At 68.9% G+C, this 16,822-nt stretch carries 13 protein-coding genes; 11 read left to right on the top strand and 2 right to left on the bottom strand.

The annotated features are described in order from the left end of the window. Window positions 1-12 precede the first annotated feature (12 nt). The 9 genes from Mth01_RS12270 to Mth01_RS12230 all read left to right on the top strand — a co-directional run bounded on the left by Mth01_RS12270 (window position 13) and on the right by Mth01_RS12230 (window position 12,509). Window positions 13-1,935, top strand: coding sequence for a TIGR03960 family B12-binding radical SAM protein (locus Mth01_RS12270; RefSeq protein ID WP_204015928.1), 1,923 nt, complete (start codon window positions 13-15; stop codon window positions 1,933-1,935). A 142-nt stretch (window positions 1,936-2,077) separates the two neighbouring features. Further along, complete coding sequence (locus tag Mth01_RS12265) at window positions 2,078-2,794, top strand: TIGR03936 family radical SAM-associated protein (RefSeq protein ID WP_204015927.1); 717 nt, start codon at window positions 2,078-2,080, stop codon at window positions 2,792-2,794. A 314-nt stretch (window positions 2,795-3,108) separates the two neighbouring features. Beyond that, on the top strand, window positions 3,109-5,877 hold the full coding sequence (locus Mth01_RS12260) for an Rne/Rng family ribonuclease (RefSeq protein ID WP_456154371.1): 2,769 nt from the start codon (window positions 3,109-3,111) through the stop codon (window positions 5,875-5,877). Window positions 5,878-6,073: 196 nt separating this feature from the next. Further along, a complete protein-coding gene (gene rplU, locus Mth01_RS12255) occupies window positions 6,074-6,388 on the top strand; it encodes a 50S ribosomal protein L21 (RefSeq protein WP_204015925.1) in 315 nt (104 codons plus the stop codon). Between the two features lie 90 nt (window positions 6,389-6,478). Beyond that, window positions 6,479-6,736 carry a 50S ribosomal protein L27 gene (gene rpmA / locus Mth01_RS12250; RefSeq protein WP_055481469.1) on the top strand — a complete coding sequence of 86 codons (258 nt, stop codon included), beginning with the start codon at window positions 6,479-6,481 and terminating at the stop codon, window positions 6,734-6,736. A 97-nt stretch (window positions 6,737-6,833) separates the two neighbouring features. Continuing rightward, a complete protein-coding gene (gene obgE, locus Mth01_RS12245; protein WP_204015924.1) occupies window positions 6,834-8,183 on the top strand; it encodes a GTPase ObgE in 1,350 nt (449 codons plus the stop codon). A 49-nt stretch (window positions 8,184-8,232) separates the two neighbouring features. Continuing rightward, complete coding sequence (gene proB, locus Mth01_RS12240; protein ID WP_204015944.1) at window positions 8,233-9,369, top strand: glutamate 5-kinase; 1,137 nt, start codon at window positions 8,233-8,235, stop codon at window positions 9,367-9,369. A gap of 41 nt (window positions 9,370-9,410) precedes the next feature. Further along, window positions 9,411-10,700, top strand: a complete 1,290-nt coding sequence (locus tag Mth01_RS12235) for a glutamate-5-semialdehyde dehydrogenase (RefSeq protein ID WP_204015923.1) — start codon at window positions 9,411-9,413, stop codon at window positions 10,698-10,700. 63 nt (window positions 10,701-10,763) lie between these two features. Continuing rightward, the gene (locus Mth01_RS12230; RefSeq protein ID WP_204015922.1) at window positions 10,764-12,509 is read left to right on the top strand and encodes a serine/threonine-protein kinase; all 1,746 of its coding nucleotides are present in this window, start codon (window positions 10,764-10,766) and stop codon (window positions 12,507-12,509) included. Window positions 12,510-12,740: 231 nt separating this feature from the next. On the opposite strand, the gene Mth01_RS12225 is transcribed toward Mth01_RS12230, so the two are convergent. Continuing rightward, a complete protein-coding gene (locus Mth01_RS12225; protein WP_407695934.1) occupies window positions 12,741-13,751 on the bottom strand; it encodes a M48 family metallopeptidase in 1,011 nt (336 codons plus the stop codon). A gap of 164 nt (window positions 13,752-13,915) precedes the next feature. Between Mth01_RS12225 and nadD the strand changes: the two genes are divergently transcribed. Continuing rightward, a complete protein-coding gene (gene nadD, locus Mth01_RS12220; protein ID WP_407695937.1) occupies window positions 13,916-14,491 on the top strand; it encodes a nicotinate-nucleotide adenylyltransferase in 576 nt (191 codons plus the stop codon). Window positions 14,492-14,714: 223 nt separating this feature from the next. Here nadD and Mth01_RS12215 read toward each other — a convergent pair whose 3' ends face one another. Then, window positions 14,715-15,248, bottom strand: a complete 534-nt coding sequence (locus Mth01_RS12215) for a hypothetical protein (RefSeq protein ID WP_204015919.1) — start codon at window positions 15,246-15,248, stop codon at window positions 14,715-14,717. 631 nt (window positions 15,249-15,879) lie between these two features. Between Mth01_RS12215 and Mth01_RS12210 the strand changes: the two genes are divergently transcribed. Continuing rightward, the gene (locus Mth01_RS12210; RefSeq protein ID WP_308440792.1) at window positions 15,880-16,740 is read left to right on the top strand and encodes a CDP-diacylglycerol diphosphatase; all 861 of its coding nucleotides are present in this window, start codon (window positions 15,880-15,882) and stop codon (window positions 16,738-16,740) included. The last annotated feature ends 82 nt before the right edge of the window (window positions 16,741-16,822 follow it).

Raw genomic sequence — 16,822 nt, 5'->3', positions numbered from 1 at the left:
TACCCTGAACGTATGTCTGTCGAGTCGTTGTTTCCTCGCCTGGAACCGCTGTTGCACAAGGTGCAGAAGCCGATCCAGTACGTCGGGGGTGAGTTGAACTCGACGGTCAAGGACTGGGACGAGGCGACGGTCCGGTGGGCGCTGATGTACCCGGACGCCTACGAGGTCGGCCTGCCCAACCAGGGGGTGCAGATCCTCTACGAGATCCTCAACGAGTTGCCCGGGACGCTGGCCGAGCGGACGTACGCGGTCTGGCCGGACCTCGAGGCGCTCATGCGGGCCGAGGGGGTCCCCCAGTTCACCGTCGACGGCCACCGGCCGGTGCGGGCGTTCGACGTCCTCGGGGTGTCGTTCGCCACGGAGCTCGGATACACCAACATGCTCACCGCGCTGGACCTGGCGGGCATCCCGCTCCGCGCGGCGGAGCGCACCGACGAGGATCCGATCGTGCTGGCCGGAGGCCACGCCGCGTTCAACCCCGAGCCCATCGCGGACTTCCTCGACGCCGCCGTGCTCGGTGACGGAGAGCAGATCGTCATCGCGATCAGCGAGGTGCTGCGCGAGTGGAAGGAAGAGGGCTCACCCGGGGGCCGTGACGAGGTGCTCATGCGCCTCGCCTCCAGCGGAGGGGTGTACGTCCCGAAGTTCTACGACGTCGAGTATCACCCGGACGGCCGCGTCAAGCGGGTCGTGCCGAACCGTCCCGGCGTTCCTTCACGGGTGTTCAAGCACACGGTCATGGACCTGGACGAGTGGCCGTACCCGAAGAAACCGCTGGTTCCGCTCGCCGAGACCGTCCATGAGCGATTCAGCGTGGAGATCTTCCGCGGTTGCACCCGCGGCTGCCGGTTCTGCCAGGCCGGGATGATCACCCGCCCGGTGCGGGAGCGTTCGATCACCACGATCGGCGACATGGTCGAGGTGGGCATCAAGGAGTCCGGCTTCAGTGAGGTCGGACTGCTCTCGCTGTCCAGCGCCGACCACTCGGAGATCACCGACGTCACCAAGGGCCTCGCCGACCGCTACGAGGGCAGCCAGATCGGCCTGTCCCTGCCGTCCACGCGGGTGGACGCCTTCAACATCGACCTCGCCAACGAACTGTCCAGGAACGGGCGTCGTTCGGGGCTCACCTTCGCCCCGGAGGGCGGCTCCGAGCGGATGCGCAAGGTGATCAACAAGATGGTCACCGAGGAGGATCTGATCCGGACCGTCACCACGGCCTACAGCCAGGGCTGGCGGCAGGTGAAGCTCTACTTCATGTGCGGGCTGCCCACCGAGGAGGATGTCGACGTCCTCGCCATCGCCGACCTGGCCAAGAGGGTCATCAAGGCGGGGCGGGAGGCGACCGGGTCCAAGGACATCCGCTGCACGGTTTCCATCGGCGGGTTCGTGCCCAAGCCGCACACGCCGTTCCAGTGGGCCGCCCAGTGCGACCACGAGACGGTCGACCGACGCCTGCGCGAGCTCCGCGACGCCATGCGCGCCGACAAGGAGTACGGCAGGGCGATCGGCTACCGCTACCACGACGGGAAACCGTCGATCGTGGAAGGCCTGCTGTCGCGCGGCGACCGCCGGGTCGGCGCGGTCATCCGCACCGTGTGGGAGGACGGCGGCCGGTTCGACGGCTGGAGCGAGCACTTCTCCTACGACCGTTGGATGGCGGCGGCCGAGCGGGCGCTGGCCGGCGAGCCGGTGGACGTCGCCTGGTACACCACCCGGGAGCGGGACGAGCATGAGGTTCTCCCATGGGACCATCTCGACGCCGGACTCGACCGCGAGTGGCTCTGGCAGGACTGGCAGGACGCCCTGGGCGACGTCGAGGTCGAGGACTGCCGCTGGACGCCCTGCTACGACTGCGGCGTCTGCCCCACGATGGGGACGGAGATCCAGATCGGCCCGACCGGGAAGAAGTTGCTGCCCCTCACCGTCCTGTGATCCTGGGGCGTGATCGTGATGGGCGGGCACTGCTGGGGCGCGGCTATTCTGGAAGACGATTGACCGAAACCGGAAGGATGGCGGAACCCTGAAACCCGTACCCGATGGGCCACCGCCCGAGCCCGTGGTGCAGCGCCTCAGGGTGCGTTACGCCAAACGGGGGCGACTGCGCTTCACCAGCCATCGTGACATCTCCCGCGCCGTCGAAAGGGCGGTGCGGCGGGCCGGTGTGCCGGTGGCCTACAGCGCGGGATTCAGCCCCCATCCGAAGATCTCCTATGCCGGCGCCGCTCCGACGGGGGTGGCGAGTGAGGCCGAGTACCTTGAGATCGGCGTGAGCCGGCCGTGCGACCCGCGGCGGCTCCGCGCCGAACTCGACGCGTCGCTGCCTCCGGGCCTCGATGTCCTGGACGTGGTCGAGGCGCAGACCGGGAACCTCGCGGACCGACTGGAGGGTTCGGTGTGGGAGCTGCGGCTTCCCGGTGCCGATCCCGCCGCTGTGGAGCATGCGGTACGGGAGTTCTCGGCGGCCGACCGGGTGGAGGTCGAGCGCCTGACCAAGAAGGGGATGCGGCGGTTCGACACCCGCCAGGCGGTGTGCGCGCTGGCCGTCGTGAACGGAACGGGAACAATTGCAGGTCAGGAGACCGTTCAGCCGTGTGTCATACTTCGTATGGTTGTTCGGCACGAAACACCTGCCGTCCGGCCCGACGACGTGCTCATGGGTTTGCGCCTCGTGGCAGGCTTCGCGCCGCCGTCACCTCCTGAGGTGACCAGGCTGGCGCAGGGGCCGCTCGACGCCGCGACCGGTGAGCCCGCCGACCCGTTCGACCTCGACCGGGCAGGCGGAGACCGATAAGACTTGCCGCTGCGGCACCCCTGCGGGAGCGCGGCGGACCACGAGAGACGAGAGCCTCCGTGCGGCGCGGCGACGTGCCCGGAGGCTGACGGGAGAGCGCCCGCATGCTCGACAACGAGCCCACTGACGGGGCTGTGAGCCTTGACGGTGATACAACGACAGGTGATACGACAACTGAAGAAAGGGAGCACGGTCCCGGCGTGAGCGATGCTCCGCCGACGGATGCTGCCGAGCAACCGCGGCGCCGTGCGGCGAGCCGCCCGGCCGGGCCCCCGCCGGAGCCGGAAGACCTGCCAACGGTGGCTCCCGCCGTGATGACGGTGGCCGCCGGTGCCGCCCACGTGGTGGCGGATCCGGTCGAAACACACCGTCCGCGGCGGGTTGTCCGCCGCCGTGTCACCCCGGAATCGGAACCGGCCGAAGCGTCCGGCGAGGCCCCGCAGCCCCCGGCCGAGGGCGTGACGGCGGAGCCGGACGACGTGGAAGCCGCACCGGAAGTCACAGCGGGAGCGACAGCGGAACCCGCACGGCCCGTACGGCGCAGCCGTACCCGCAAGCGGACCGATGTCCCCGAGGTCGCCGACGCCGCCCAGACCGACGATTCCGAGGCCACCACGGAGGCCACCGAGGAGGTCGCGGAGAAGGCGACCGCAAGGAGCAGACGTCGTACCGGCCGGAAGAAGCCCGACGAGGAGACGGCGGGGCGAACCGCCACGGAACGAGCCAGGGCGATGAGCGCCGCCGAGGCCGAGGTCGCGGCCGTGCTGAGGCTCGGTATGCCGTCGGCCGAAATCCCGCCGGAGCAGACTGACTCCGGCGAGGAGCCGCTCGCCGAGACGGTGTCCGGCCAGGAAGCGCCCGATCAGGCGGTGCTCGATGAGGAGTCGCTCGACGAGACGGCTGCCGAGGGGGAGCCCGCCGAGAGCGGGCCGTCGGCTGTGCTGACCGACCCGTTCGGGCTGCATGTGCAGCGGCCGGTCGTCCCGTCGGTGTCGTTCCAGGCGACGTCGTCGCTGTTCCAGCCGCTCTTCCAGGCACCGGATCCGTTCGCTGTGCCGGCCCAGCGCCCCGCCGTGTCCGAGGAGCAGGCCGAGGAGCAGGCCGAGGCGGATGAGACCGACGAGGCGACCGGGACCGCCGAGGAGGAGACCGAGGACGAGGGCACGCCGCGCCGGCGCCGCCGACGCCGCGGCGGTCGCGGACGCGGCGTGCGCGGCCGAGACGGCGAGGAAAGCGAGGACGCCGAGGAGGAGTCCGAGTCCGTCGCCGATTCGGATGCCGAGGCCGAGGACACGCAGGAGGAGCCGGCCGAGGACGGCACGGAAGCGGAGGCCGAGGATGCCCAGGGCACCTCGCGCCGCCGTCGGCGCCGCCGGCGGCGGGGAAGCGAGGAGGCCGAGCCCACCGCCGACGACCCGCCGAACACGGTGGTCCGCATCCGAGCGCCCCGCGCCACCCGCTCCACGTCCCTCGACGAGGTCCAGGGCGTGCGCGGCTCCACCCGCCTGGAGGCGAAGAAGCAGCGTCGCCGCGAGGGTCGCGAGCTGGGTCGCCGCCGACCGCCGATCATCACGGAGTCGGAGTTCCTGGCCCGCCGCGAGTCGGTCGAGCGTGTCATGATCGTACGTCGTCACGGCGGCCGCACCCAGATCGCGGTTCTGGAGGACGGCGTGCTCGTCGAGCACTACGTCGACCGCGAGTCGAGCCAGTCCTACGTCGGCAACGTGTACCTGGGCAAGGTGCAGAACGTGCTGCCCTCGATGGAGGCGGCGTTCGTCGACATCGGCAAGGGCCGCAACGCGGTGCTGTACGCCGGCGAGGTGAATTTCGACACCGTCGGGCTGGAGGGCCAGCCGAAGCGGATCGAGGCGGCGCTGAAGTCGGGCCAGTCCGTGCTCGTGCAGGTCACCAAGGATCCGATCGGGCACAAGGGCGCCCGGCTGACCTCCCAGATCAGCCTGCCCGGCCGCTACCTGGTCTACGTGCCGGACGGCTCCATGACCGGGATCTCGCGCAAGCTGCCCGACAAGGAGCGGGCCCGGCTCAAGCAGATCCTCAAGAAGGTGATGCCGGAGAACGCCGGTGTGATCGTCCGCACCGCGGCGGAGGGCGCCTCGGAGGAGGAGCTCAGCCGCGATGTGGCCCGGCTGTCGGCACAGTGGGAGAGCATCCAGCGTAAGGCCAAGTCGGCCAGTCCGCCCGAGTTGCTGTCCGGCGAACCCGACCTGACGATCCGGGTGGTCCGCGACATCTTCAACGAGGACTTCAGCTCGCTGGTGGTCGATGGCGACGACGCGTGGGTGACGGTGGATGAGTATGTCCGCTACGTTGCGCCGCATCTCGCCGATCGCCTGTCGAGATGGGAGGAGACGACCGACGTTTTCGCCGTCTACCGGGTGGACGAGCAGATCGCCAAGGCGATGGAGCGCAAGGTGTGGCTGCCCTCCGGCGGCTCGCTCGTGATCGACCGCACGGAGGCGATGACGGTCGTCGACGTCAACACGGGCAAGTTCACTGGTCAGGGCGGCAACCTTGAGGAGACGGTCACCCGCAACAACCTGGAGGCGGCCGAGGAGATCGTTCGCCAGCTCCGGCTGCGGGACATCGGCGGCATCATCGTGATCGATTTCATCGACATGGTGCTGGAGAGCAACCGCGACCTCGTGCTCCGCCGGCTGCTGGAGTGCCTGGCGCGGGACCGGACCAAGCACCAGGTGGCGGAGGTCACCTCGCTCGGCCTGGTCCAGATGACCCGCAAGCGGGTCGGTCAGGGGCTGCTGGAGGCGTTCTCGACGCCGTGCGAGTGCTGCCACGGACGTGGCATCATCGTCTCGACCGAGCCGGTCGAGGGGAAGCCCGAACCACGTGGCACACAGGGCAAGATGGCGATCGAGAAGGCGGTGGCGGAGAAGCTCAACGGCTCCGCCGGCGAGGGCACGGCGGTGGCCGCGTCCGCCACGGTGCGGGACGGCGTCACCGACTCCCTTCCCGAGGTCTCCTCGGCCGCTGTCTCCTCGGATGGGGGCGACGCCTCGGCGCAGCCGCGCACGCGGCGCCGTTCCCGCAGGAAGACCGCAGACTGACGCCCGAGCAGTGCTCGGGCTCCCGGCTCTCCACCCGGTTCGACCTCGGTGCCGATAATCCGGTACTCTAGTCAACCGGCGCGTCTGGTGAGCGCGCCTGGCTTCGCGCGCCTGCCCGGATAGCCGGTCGTGTAATCGACAGCAGCTGGATGCGGGGCGCGGCATCTCAGCACTTAGCCAGAAGAAGGGTTCCGCGGTGTACGCGATCGTTCGTTGCGGCGGCAGGCAGCAGAAGGTCTCCGTCGGGGACGTCCTCGAGGTGGACAGGCTCGCCGGCGAGGTCGGTTCCTCGGTGTCGCTGCCGGCGGTGCTCGTCGTCAACGACGGCGATGTCACCACCGACGCTGCCACGCTTGCTCGGTTCCAGGTGACCGCCGAGATCCTCGGCGAGACCAAGGGCCCCAAGATCCGCATTCTGAAGTACAAGAACAAGACCGGTTACAAGAAGCGCCAGGGGCACCGCCAGCGGTACACCCAGGTCAAGGTCACCGGTATCAACCCCGGACAGTGATTTCCGGGGGGAGGGGACGTCCCCCGCTACCCCCGAAAGACAGTGATTTCCCGGGGGACGACCCCCGATACCCCCGAAAGGGAGGGAACCATGGCACACAAGAAGGGCGCCTCGTCCACCCGGAACGGCCGTGACTCGAACGCGCAGCGCCTCGGCGTCAAGCGCTTCGGCGGGCAACTGGTGAACGCAGGCGAGATCATCGTCCGCCAGCGCGGCACCCACTTCCACCCCGGCGACAACGTCGGCCGTGGCGGTGACGACACGCTGTTCGCGCTGGCCGCCGGTCACGTTCAGTTCGGCATGAAGCGTGGTCGTCGCGCCGTGAGCATCGTCCCGGTCGCGGAGTAGATCCGCCAGGACAGCAGCACGACCTAGTGAGGCGGATCGATGATTCGGTCCGCCTCATTTGTTTGTTCACTGAGTGTTTCGAAGGGGGGTGCGGCTGATGGCCGAGTTCGTGGACACCGTCATCCTGCACATCAAGGCGGGTGACGGCGGCAACGGCTGCGCCTCCATCCACCGAGAGAAGTTCAAGCCGCTCGGCGGGCCGGACGGTGGCAACGGCGGCCGCGGCGGAGAGGTGATCCTGGAAGTGGATCCCAACACGGCCACCCTGTTGGAGTACCACCACCGTCCGCACCGCCGGGCAGGCAACGGCAAGCAGGGCATGGGCTCGAACCGGGACGGCGCCAACGGTGAGGACATCGTCCTGGCCGTCCCCAACGGCACCGTGGTGAAGGACGCCAGGACGGGTGAGGTGCTGGTCGACCTGATCGGCGTGGGCACCCGCTACGTCGCGGCCAAGGGCGGCTTCGGCGGCCTCGGCAACGCGGCGCTCGCCAGTACCAAGCGCAAGGCCCCGGGTTTCGCGCTGCTCGGGGAGCCGGGCGACGATGCCGAGATCATGCTGGAGTTGAAGACCGTCGCGGACGTCGCGCTGGTCGGGTTCCCCAACGCCGGAAAGTCGTCCCTGATCGCCGCGCTGTCCGCGGCCCGCCCCAAGATCGCGGACTATCCGTTCACCACACTGATCCCCAACCTCGGCGTGGTCACGGCGGGGGAGACCGTGTTCACGGTCGCCGACGTGCCGGGCCTCATCCCCGGCGCGTCCCAGGGCAGGGGTCTCGGCCACGAGTTCCTGCGCCATGTCGAACGCTGCTCGACGATCGTGCACGTCCTGGACTGCGCCACGCTCGAGCCGGGCCGCGACCCGGTCACCGACTTCGACGTGATCGAGGCGGAGCTCGCGGCGTACGGCTCGCTGACCGACCGGCCCCGGCTGGTCGTGCTGAACAAGGTCGACGTCCCCGACGGCCGCGATCTCGCCGACATCGTCCGGCCCATCCTCGAGGAGCGCGGCCTGCGGGTCTTCGAGATCTCCGCCGCCACCCACGAAGGACTGCGACCCCTGTCGTACGCCATGGGCGAGATGGTGGCGCAGGCCCGCGCACAGGCCCCGGTCGAGGAGCCGACGCGCCTGGTCATCCGGCCGAAGCAGCTCGGCGAGACCGGGTTCTCGGTGCGGCGCGTCGACGGCAACACCTTCCAGGTGACCGGGGAGAAGCCCGAGCGGTGGATCCGGCAGACCGACTTCGCCAACGACGAGGCCGTGGGCTATCTGGCCGACCGGCTGAACCGGCTCGGCGTCGAGGACGCACTGATCGGGGCGGGGGCCGAGCCGGGAGCCGAGGTGATCATCGGGCCGATGGAGGGCGGCTACCTCTTCGACTGGCAGCCGTCCCAGGGCGCGGAGGCCCACATGGGGCCGCGCGGCACCGACAGTAGGCTCGGCTGAGATACCGAGCCGGTCAACCTGTCGACATGGGGACGAGTGAGATGGCGTGATGGGCGGAAATCAGGAGGGTCGCAGCCGGATCGGCTCCGGTCGGAGGTTGGTCGTCAAGGTGGGCTCGTCCTCCCTGACGACGCCGAACGGCATGATCGACGTGGACCGTGTGGACGCGCTCGTCGACGTGCTCGCCGCGCGAACGCGGGCCGGCACTCAGCTCGTGCTCGTCTCGTCGGGCGCGATCGCGGCCGGGCTCGGCCCGCTCGGGCTCAGGGCGCGACCCAAGGACCTGGCCACCCAGCAGGCGGCGGCCTCGGTCGGCCAGGGCGTGCTCGTCGCCCGCTACACCTCCTCGTTCGCCAGGTACGGCCTGCGCGTCGGCCAGGTGCTGCTCACCGCCGACGACATGATGCGCAGGTCGCATCACCGCAACGCCCAGCGCACGCTGACCAAGCTGCTCGAGCTCGGCATCGTCCCGGTGGTCAACGAGAACGACACGGTGGCAACCGACGAGATCCGCTTCGGTGACAACGACCGGCTCGCCGCGCTGGTGGCCCACCTGACCCACGCCGACGGGATGGTGCTGCTGTCGGATGTGGACGCCCTCTACGACGGCGATCCGCGCCGGGCAGGCGCCACCCGGATCGCCGAGGTACGCGGGCCGGAGGACCTGGAGGGCGTCGAGCTGGGCACCTCCGGCCGGGTCGGCACCGGCGGAATGATCACCAAGGTGCAGGCGGCCCGCATCGCCACGGGCGCCGGCGTGCCGGTCGTGCTGACCGCGGCCGCGCATGCGGCGCAGGCCCTCGCCGGCGCCGACGTCGGCACCTACTTCCACCCCGGCGGCCGCCACCCCGGCACCCGGCTGCTCTGGCTCGCCCACGCCACCACCGGGCGGGGCCGGCTGCACCTGGACGAGGGCGCCGTCGAGGCCGTCGTGGCGCGGCGCATGTCGCTGCTGCCGGCCGGTGTGGTGAAGGTCGAGGGCGACTTCGCCGAGGGCGACCCGGTCGACCTGTGCGGTCCGGAGGGGGTCCCCGTCGCGCGGGGTCTCGTCAACTACGATGCCGCCGAGATCCCGGAACTGCTCGGCAGGTCGACGCGGGAGCTGGCCAGCACGCTCGGTCCAGAATATGAGCGTGAGCTGATCCACCGAGACGACATCGTCATACTGGAACCGGCCCGCGCCTGACGGGCGGGCGGCCGATCACGATCACATGGAGCGCGAGGCGAATGTCTGAGGCAGAGGACTTCCTGAAGGTGGCGCACGCGGCCCGGGAGGCCGCGACGGTGCTGGCGCCGATGCCCCGCGCACCGAAGGACACGGCGCTGCGCGTCGTCGCCGACGCCCTCGTCGCGGCTACGGACGAGATCGTCGCAGCCAACGCCGTCGACGTGGACAGGGCCAGGGAGGGCGGCACCGCCGAGGCCATGATCGACCGCCTCCGCCTCGACGCCGACCGGATCGCGAAGATCGCCGAGGCCGTACGACAGGTGGCCGACCTGCCCGATCCCGTCGGCGAGGTCGTACGGGGGAGCACGCTGCCGAACGGCCTGGAGTTGCGTCAGGTCCGGGTGCCGCTGGGCGTCATCGGGATCATCTACGAGGGCCGCCCGAACGTGACCGTCGACGCCGCCGCCCTGTGCCTCAAGAGCGGCAACGCCGTACTGCTGCGCGGGTCGTCCAGCGCGTACTCGTCCAATATCGCGCTCGTGAAGATCATGCAGGAGGCGCTGGCCCGGACCGATGTGCCGGCCGGAGCCGTACAGCTCGTGCCGGGCCTGACCCGCGAGTCGGTCAAGCACCTCATGCGCGCCCGCGGGCTGGTCGACGTGCTGATCCCGCGCGGCGGCGCCTCACTGATCAACAGCGTGGTGGAGGAGTCGACGGTCCCGGTGATCGAGACCGGGACCGGCAACTGCCATGTGTACGTCGACGCCGACGCCGACATCGAGACCGCGCTGGAGATCCTGGTGAACGCCAAGGCGCAGCGGCCCTCGGTATGCAACGCGGCGGAGACGTTCCTCGTGCACGCCGCCATCGCCGGTGAGTTCCTCCCGAGGGCGCTCGCCGCGCTCAAGGACGCGGGTGTGACCGTGCACGGCGACGAACGGGTGTGCGGCCACGGCGCCGACGTGGTGCCCGCCACCGAGGAGGACTTCGCCACGGAGTATCTCTCGCTCGACATCGCGGCGGCCGTCGTCGACTCGCTGGACGACGCGGTCGCGCACATCAGGCGGTACGGCTCGGCCCACACCGACGCGATCGTGACCCGTTCGCAGGGGGCGGCCAGGAGGTTCACGGCGACCGTGGACTCGGCGGCCGTCGCCGTGAACGCCTCGACGCGGTTCACCGACGGCGGGGAGTTCGGGTTCGGCGCGGAGATCGGCATCTCCACGCAGAAGTTGCACGCACGTGGTCCCATGGGCCTGCCCGAACTCACCTCCACCAAGTGGATCTACACCGGTGAGGGGCACGTCCGTGACAGTCCCCGCACGGTGACGGACTGCGCGGGCAGATAGCGAACAGGTTCTCGGCGCGCCTCCGGGAATTCGCCGCCGGAGGCCGCTATGGTTGGCGCTCCTATGGCTGGACGTCTTGGGCGGGTCGGCCCGTACGCGCTCCTGGAGCGCCTGGGCCGGGGCGGTATGGGTGAGGTGTATCTCGCCGCCAACCGCCGGGGGGAACACGTCGCCCTGAAGATGCTCCGCGACCCCATCGAGAACGATCCCGACGCCCGATTACGCCTCGAACGCGAGGTCCGGGCGCTGCGGCGGGTGGAGAGCCCCTACGTCGCCCGGGTGCTCGACGCCGACCTGTCCGGCGACCGGCCGTACCTGGTGATGGAGTACATCGAGGGAGACACTCTGCTCGATGCCGTACGGCGCGGGCCGCTGCCCGAGGCCGAGCTCATCCCGGTGGCCCAGGGGCTCGCCACGGCCCTGGCGATCATTCATGCGGGCGGCGTGGTGCACCGCGACGTCAAACCGGCCAACGTGCTGATCGGCGAGGACGGGCCGGTGCTGATCGACTTCGGCATCGCCCAGGTGCTCGACGCGACCAGGGTGACCATGACCGGGACCTTCCTGGGCACCCCCGGCTACAGCGCGCCCGAGCTCTTCGCTGACGAGACGGTGGGTGAGCCCGCCGACATCCACGCCTGGGCGGCCACCGTCGCCTTCGCCGCCACCGGACGCCCCACGTTCGGGCGGGGCACGGTCGAGTCCCAGATGTACGCCATCCTCAACGGCAAGGCCGACCTCGCGGGGGTGCCGGCCGCCCTGCTGCCGCTCGTCCGCGCGGCGCTCCACCGTGATCCCGCCCGCCGTCCCACGGCCGCGCTGCTCGCCGACCGGCTCACCCGCCTCGCCCGGGCCACCACAGAAGCGCCGAGCCGTACGGCGACGCCGACATCGGCTCGGCGTTCCAGGCCGGAGACGAGCGGCAAGCCCGTGCCGAAGGCCGACAAGCCCATGCCGAAGGCCGCGGCCAAGTCGGGGGCGAGCACGGTGAAGGGCACCGTCACCGAGGATGGGCAGCGGCCTGCGGAGGCGCCGGCGGCTGAGCGGCCAGAAAAGCCCGGGAAGGCGGACAAGCCCGGGAAGCCGGAGAAGGCCGACCAGCAGGCGGTGAAGGCCGGCAAAGCCGACGGGGGCCCGGCGACGGCGCCCGTCACCAAGCCGGTCCGGAGGAGAGGCGGACCGGCGGCCGGTCGGGGCCGCCGGGCCGACCGCCGGTCGGGCGAGGGGCGTACTCGATCGGCCCTGGCGGTCGAGACACCGCCGGAACCGGCCGATCCGGAGCCGTCGCTCGGCATCCCCACCGGCAACGTCGCGCTGGCCGCGCTGGCGGTGCTCGCCGTGCCATGCGTGGTGGCCGCGGTGATCTACCCGCTCGCCACGTTCGCGATCACGGCGACGTTCGTCGTCGTGACGAGAGCGGGCTGGATGAGCCACTGGGTCGTACGCAACCGTAAGTCGCCGCGGACGCGGAGGATGCTGCGCGTGCTGAGTTTCCCGCTGACGCTGCTCTGCGCACTCATCACGGCGGCGGCCTGGCCGGGGCTGCCGGCCGCCACCGCCGGCTTCGTCGCCCTGTGGCTCACGACCGGGACGCACCTCGAGCCCCAGTGGTGGACCCAGACGATGCCCGTCACGATCGCCGGCGTGGTCTTCGGCGTGATCAGTGGCGGGATCATCGGGCGTGAGATCGAGCGCGCCACTGCCAAGATGCCGGGCCTGCGCAGCCAGGGCCTGCGGGCGCTGGCCGTGCTGGGCGGCTTCGTCGCCCTGTGCGCGGCCGCCGTCCACGCGGTCGCCCTGTTCTTCTGACGGGTTCTTCTGACGGCGGCCGACATGAGGGCCCGGGGGATCCCCTCCGGACCCCCAGCGCTGGGTTGTGTTTCACAAGTCATGTCCTGCTGCGCGTGGCCCAGATGGCGCCTCGCTGCACTCCACCCCGGGATGGAGTCGTCTCGCCCGTAGCCTCCGGCTACGAACTCCTCCTCCACCTTGCGGTGAATCCATCTGGATCCACGCTCGCGACGGACAGCACTTTTCTCCCTAGTTTTCCCTGCGGGCGAACCTGTTGAAGATGCGCTCGCCGGCGTTGACGGCGCCCTCGGCGACGTCGCGCAGGACGCCGATGAAGGGGTCCTGCGACTGGGCCCACGACTCGCGGTATGAGTTGGCCGCCGCCTTGACCTCCTCGGAGATCTTGGCGTTGGCGTCGTCCTCCCTGCGGGGGTAGTCGCCTCCGACGATGCGGTCGTAGTCGCCGCCGCGGCGCCAGCGGTCCAGCTCGGCGACCCGGGTCACCGCGAAGGGGTGGGTGGTGCCGAGCATGTTGAGGACCTTCAGCAGGCCGTCGCGGACGTCGCCCGCCGTGTCGTACTCCCTGGCCTGGTCGAGGAAGGCCTCGATGTTCATCTCGTGGAGGCGCGAGCCGCCCGCCAGCTTCATGAGCGCGCGCAGCGCGGCGTCGGGGTCCTGACCGGCCAGCAGGCCGCCCCGGTCGGCCGACATCTCCGCCTTGCGCTGCCACTCCTCGAGGGCGGCGACGATGACCCGCAGGCCGATGTAGCCCAGCGGGATCCACGCCACGCGGGTGGCGAGCCGGGTGAGGATGGCCAGCATCGTGCCGTACACGGCGTGGCCGGACAGGATGTGGGCGGTCTCGTGGCCGACCACGAAGCGCAGTTCCTCCTCGTCCATCAGGTCGAGCAGACCTGTCGAGACGACGATGAACGGCTCGTCGAAGCCGATCGCCATGGCGTACGCCTGCGGATCCTGCTGGACGTACACCTCGGGGATGCGGGGCATGTCCAGGATGTAGGCGCTGTCGCGGCCCATGTCGTGCAGCGCGCGGAACTGGGTGTCGGTGCAACGCACGGCCGACGCCAGGAACATCAGACGCAGGCGGCGCTCGCTGAACAGCCCCGACATCCGCTTCAGGACCGAGTCGAAGCCAGTGAGGGAACGCATCGCCACCAGCGCGGAGCGATCAGCGGGGTGTTCGTAGGCTCGGGAGCTGATGCCCGGGAGTTGCACGCGGTTGCGGTCGGGAGTGGTCATGTTCCGCATGCTATGTCTCCCGGGAGGGGCGCGCGCAGGCGAAGACGGCGAGGTCGAGACGAGGCGAAACGTTGACCGATAAGACCCGGTTTTCACCGGAACCTGGCATGCGGGTTATGGTCCGTTCCATGAAAAACGGGGTCCCGACCAGGCGACTGGGCATCATGGGCGGCACCTTCGACCCGATCCACCACGGTCACCTGGTGGCGGCGAGCGAGGTCGCCCACCACTTCGACCTGGATGAGGTGGTGTTCGTCCCGACCGGGCAGCCCTGGCAGAAGGCCGACAAGACGGTGTCCTCGAGCGAGGACCGTTACCTGATGACGGTGATCGCGACGGCGTCGAATCCCCGCTTCTCGGTCAGCCGGGTGGACATCGATCGTCCGGGTCCCACCTACACGATCGACACGCTGCGCGACATCTCCGCTGTCTACGGCCCCGAGGCCGACCTGTACTTCATCACCGGAGCCGACGCGCTGGCGCAGATCCTGAGCTGGCGCGATGTGGACGAGTTGTTCGCCATCGCCCATTTCGTCGGCTGCACCCGGCCCGGCCACACCCTGCAGGACCCCGGTTTACCGCCGGGCAAGGTCAGTCTGATCGAGATCCCGGCACTCGCCATCTCCTCGTCCGAATGCCGCCACCGCGTCGCCGCCGGCGAGCCGATCTGGTACCTGGTTCCCGACGGCATTGTCCAGTACATCAACAAGCGCGGCCTCTATCACGATCTCTCGGACTGACCTGGGCCTGCGTCATTCCTCGATCACAGCAGGGCACACCGAGGGCACACCCGTAGTGATCCATCAACTTCGCCTCAGAGGGTAGCTTGTCACCCGGACCCAGACGGTCCCGCTCGATGGCACCCGGCGGAGTCCTCGAACTCGGAGAGACCATCAGCGACGGCCCGGTGAGTGGGACGACGGCAGATGGGCAGGCCAGATGTGTGGATGGGCCGGCGCATGCTCACAAGCCTCGGGCGCGCTTGAAATTCTCTCGATCTAGAAAGTACTCAGACATGTCACTCGTGGCCTTGACGACAACGGGGTCCTCAAGAGGGGCGGGCCATATCTGAAGGTAGTGGTTGTCGACGCCGCCATCCCTCGCGCCTTCCCAGTCCATGTCCTTGACGTGATACCGAATGCGGTAGGTTCCAGGCCCGGCCGGAAGAGGAGGAAGGGGATGCATCACAGCCTCGTCGAAGGTGAACCCGCTCATCTCCACTTCGCCTGACATGGACACGTAGCCAATTTCCACGATGTCCTCATAGGTAGCGAGATCTGCCCCGGGATCCCGGTCGGCGATCGTCACAGCGAAGTCGGCCGGCCCCCACTGATGGGTGATGTGAAGGGTGACACAGCCCTTCTCGACCTCGATGAACCCAACGGACTGGGCTGGTGTATCGGCATACCCGTCGAGTTCCTTGTCCTGCAGACCGGCGATGCCACAGTCAGCGACTTCGACTGTCAGTCGTACAGTACGGGTCTCATCGTTGCTCATGAACGGGAAGCGTAAACGCCGCCACCGACAAGAACGCTCGGATTCACTGCGAGTCAGCCCTGCGCCAAGGCGATCATCGACGGCTCCGCGGCTCTGACGACCAGAGCAGCTTCACGCGGTTGGGAAGAGCCCGGCCGAGGTGTAGGGCGATTCCGGGGCAGTCCCAGTCAGCAGGGTCCACGGCAAGGGCGCCTCTATCACGATCTGGAGCAGTGTCCTTCCTGCCAGACGACGACATATCTGCTTTTTTCGGACCTCGCTGCCGGATAATCGGTCATATTGGCGGAACGGCCTTGATGTCGCATGCCATCGAAGTGGCGGCAAATAAATTATTGACCTCCTGCCGGCGAAGGCGGTGTAAGTCGCAGGGGTGGAACGCCGCTGTTCTTCCAACGTGCCACGAGAAGTGTTTCCGTCCTACCCGCGGAAATTCAAATCAGGTGCCGGAATGGTTCAATGACCGATCGGATGGGGGCATCCTGATTCGAGCGCGCCGGCTTCTGGTCGACGGGGAGCGGCGTCGTGAAAGCGTTATTCTCGATCCGCGAACGCTTCCGACGGTTTCTGTGCACGGAAGTGTGGTCCCTGCAAAGGGCGCGACATCTTCGCGCGGAAATCATCGGGGGTATCAATGTTTGAGAACGACGAGATGAGCAGGCTGACGCGACGCCGATTTGTCCGGTTCTCCGGTCTCGCCGGCGTCGGCGCCGTCCTCGCGGGCGCCCGGTCGGCCGCGGCTCACCCACTGCCCCCCGTCTGCGGGCCCGACCCCGCGCAATGTGGTAGCCCCACGAGCACGGACGCTCTCTGGGTCGCGAGCCAGCGGTGCCACATGAACAACACGTGCCTGCAGAACGCCAACGACTATGTCGTGATGCCCGGCAACAAGAACGCATCGGGTTTCACAAATTATATTCTGGTCCCGACCCTGCGGATCAATGGGATCGAGTGCCCCTGGATCTGCGAGAGCGTCGCACCGAACTATTGGAGTGCCGCGGAGTTCTTCGCCGGCAGGAAGCCCACGGTGGTGCCTACCCCGGTGGGGCTGGGGATCAATTCAGTTCATGCTCGGATGTTCAATCAGCTGCATATTCATATGGCTACGGCGCGGCCGGTGTCGCTGAGGGACCTCGCTGCCAATGAAAGCGATGCGGCCAGGACTGTGGCAGGCTGGGTCGACTCGCGTGTGTCGATCCGGGGCTTCAGTGAAACGTTGGGGATTATTCCGCACACCTATCGAGTGCTCATCTGGCCGGGAATCAATCACGATAATCTATTCGAAATGCTCCGGACCATGCTGCGCATTTCTCTGGGGCCCGGAGCGACGACCGCCGATGCGCAGGCGCTGATGCGGCTCCAAACACTGATCGTGATACCTCGTCCGGCCGGCGATTATTACATCGTGAACAGCGAGAACGGCCTGAGGGATCCGAAGAACCCACGGCTGACGGGTTCCAACACCTGCGACCCGTTGCTGCTCCTGCATCCCTGACCGCTTCATGAGCTGCTTTCGGCAGCGTTCCAGCCCCGGACGTCGGTCGCGGCAGGCGTGATCTGCCGCGACCGGAGCCTCA

This window comes from Sphaerimonospora thailandensis (assembly GCF_016863115.1).
Lineage (GTDB): Bacteria > Actinomycetota > Actinomycetes > Streptosporangiales > Streptosporangiaceae > Sphaerimonospora > Sphaerimonospora cavernae.
Note: the sequence above shows the minus strand (reverse complement) of the source record. Positions and strands in the feature narration are given on the sequence as shown.

Bases quoted from the DNA above. Each gene is read 5' to 3' on its own strand.
- Mth01_RS12215 (WP_204015919.1), bottom strand. From the start codon at position 15,248: ATGAGCAACGATGAGACCCGTACTGTACGACTGACAGTCGAAGTCGCT.
- proB (WP_204015944.1), top strand. From the start codon at position 8,233: ATGGGCGGAAATCAGGAGGGTCGCAGCCGGATCGGCTCCGGTCGGAGG.
- Mth01_RS12210 (WP_308440792.1), top strand. From the start codon at position 15,880: ATGTTTGAGAACGACGAGATGAGCAGGCTGACGCGACGCCGATTTGTC.
- Mth01_RS12260 (WP_456154371.1), top strand. From the start codon at position 3,109: ATGACGGTGGCCGCCGGTGCCGCCCACGTGGTGGCGGATCCGGTCGAA.
- Mth01_RS12270 (WP_204015928.1), top strand. From the start codon at position 13: ATGTCTGTCGAGTCGTTGTTTCCTCGCCTGGAACCGCTGTTGCACAAG.
- Mth01_RS12230 (WP_204015922.1), top strand. From the start codon at position 10,764: ATGGCTGGACGTCTTGGGCGGGTCGGCCCGTACGCGCTCCTGGAGCGC.
- Mth01_RS12235 (WP_204015923.1), top strand. From the start codon at position 9,411: ATGTCTGAGGCAGAGGACTTCCTGAAGGTGGCGCACGCGGCCCGGGAG.
- Mth01_RS12225 (WP_407695934.1), bottom strand. From the start codon at position 13,751: ATGACCACTCCCGACCGCAACCGCGTGCAACTCCCGGGCATCAGCTCC.
- rpmA (WP_055481469.1), top strand. From the start codon at position 6,479: ATGGCACACAAGAAGGGCGCCTCGTCCACCCGGAACGGCCGTGACTCG.
- obgE (WP_204015924.1), top strand. From the start codon at position 6,834: ATGGCCGAGTTCGTGGACACCGTCATCCTGCACATCAAGGCGGGTGAC.
- nadD (WP_407695937.1), top strand. From the start codon at position 13,916: ATGGGCGGCACCTTCGACCCGATCCACCACGGTCACCTGGTGGCGGCG.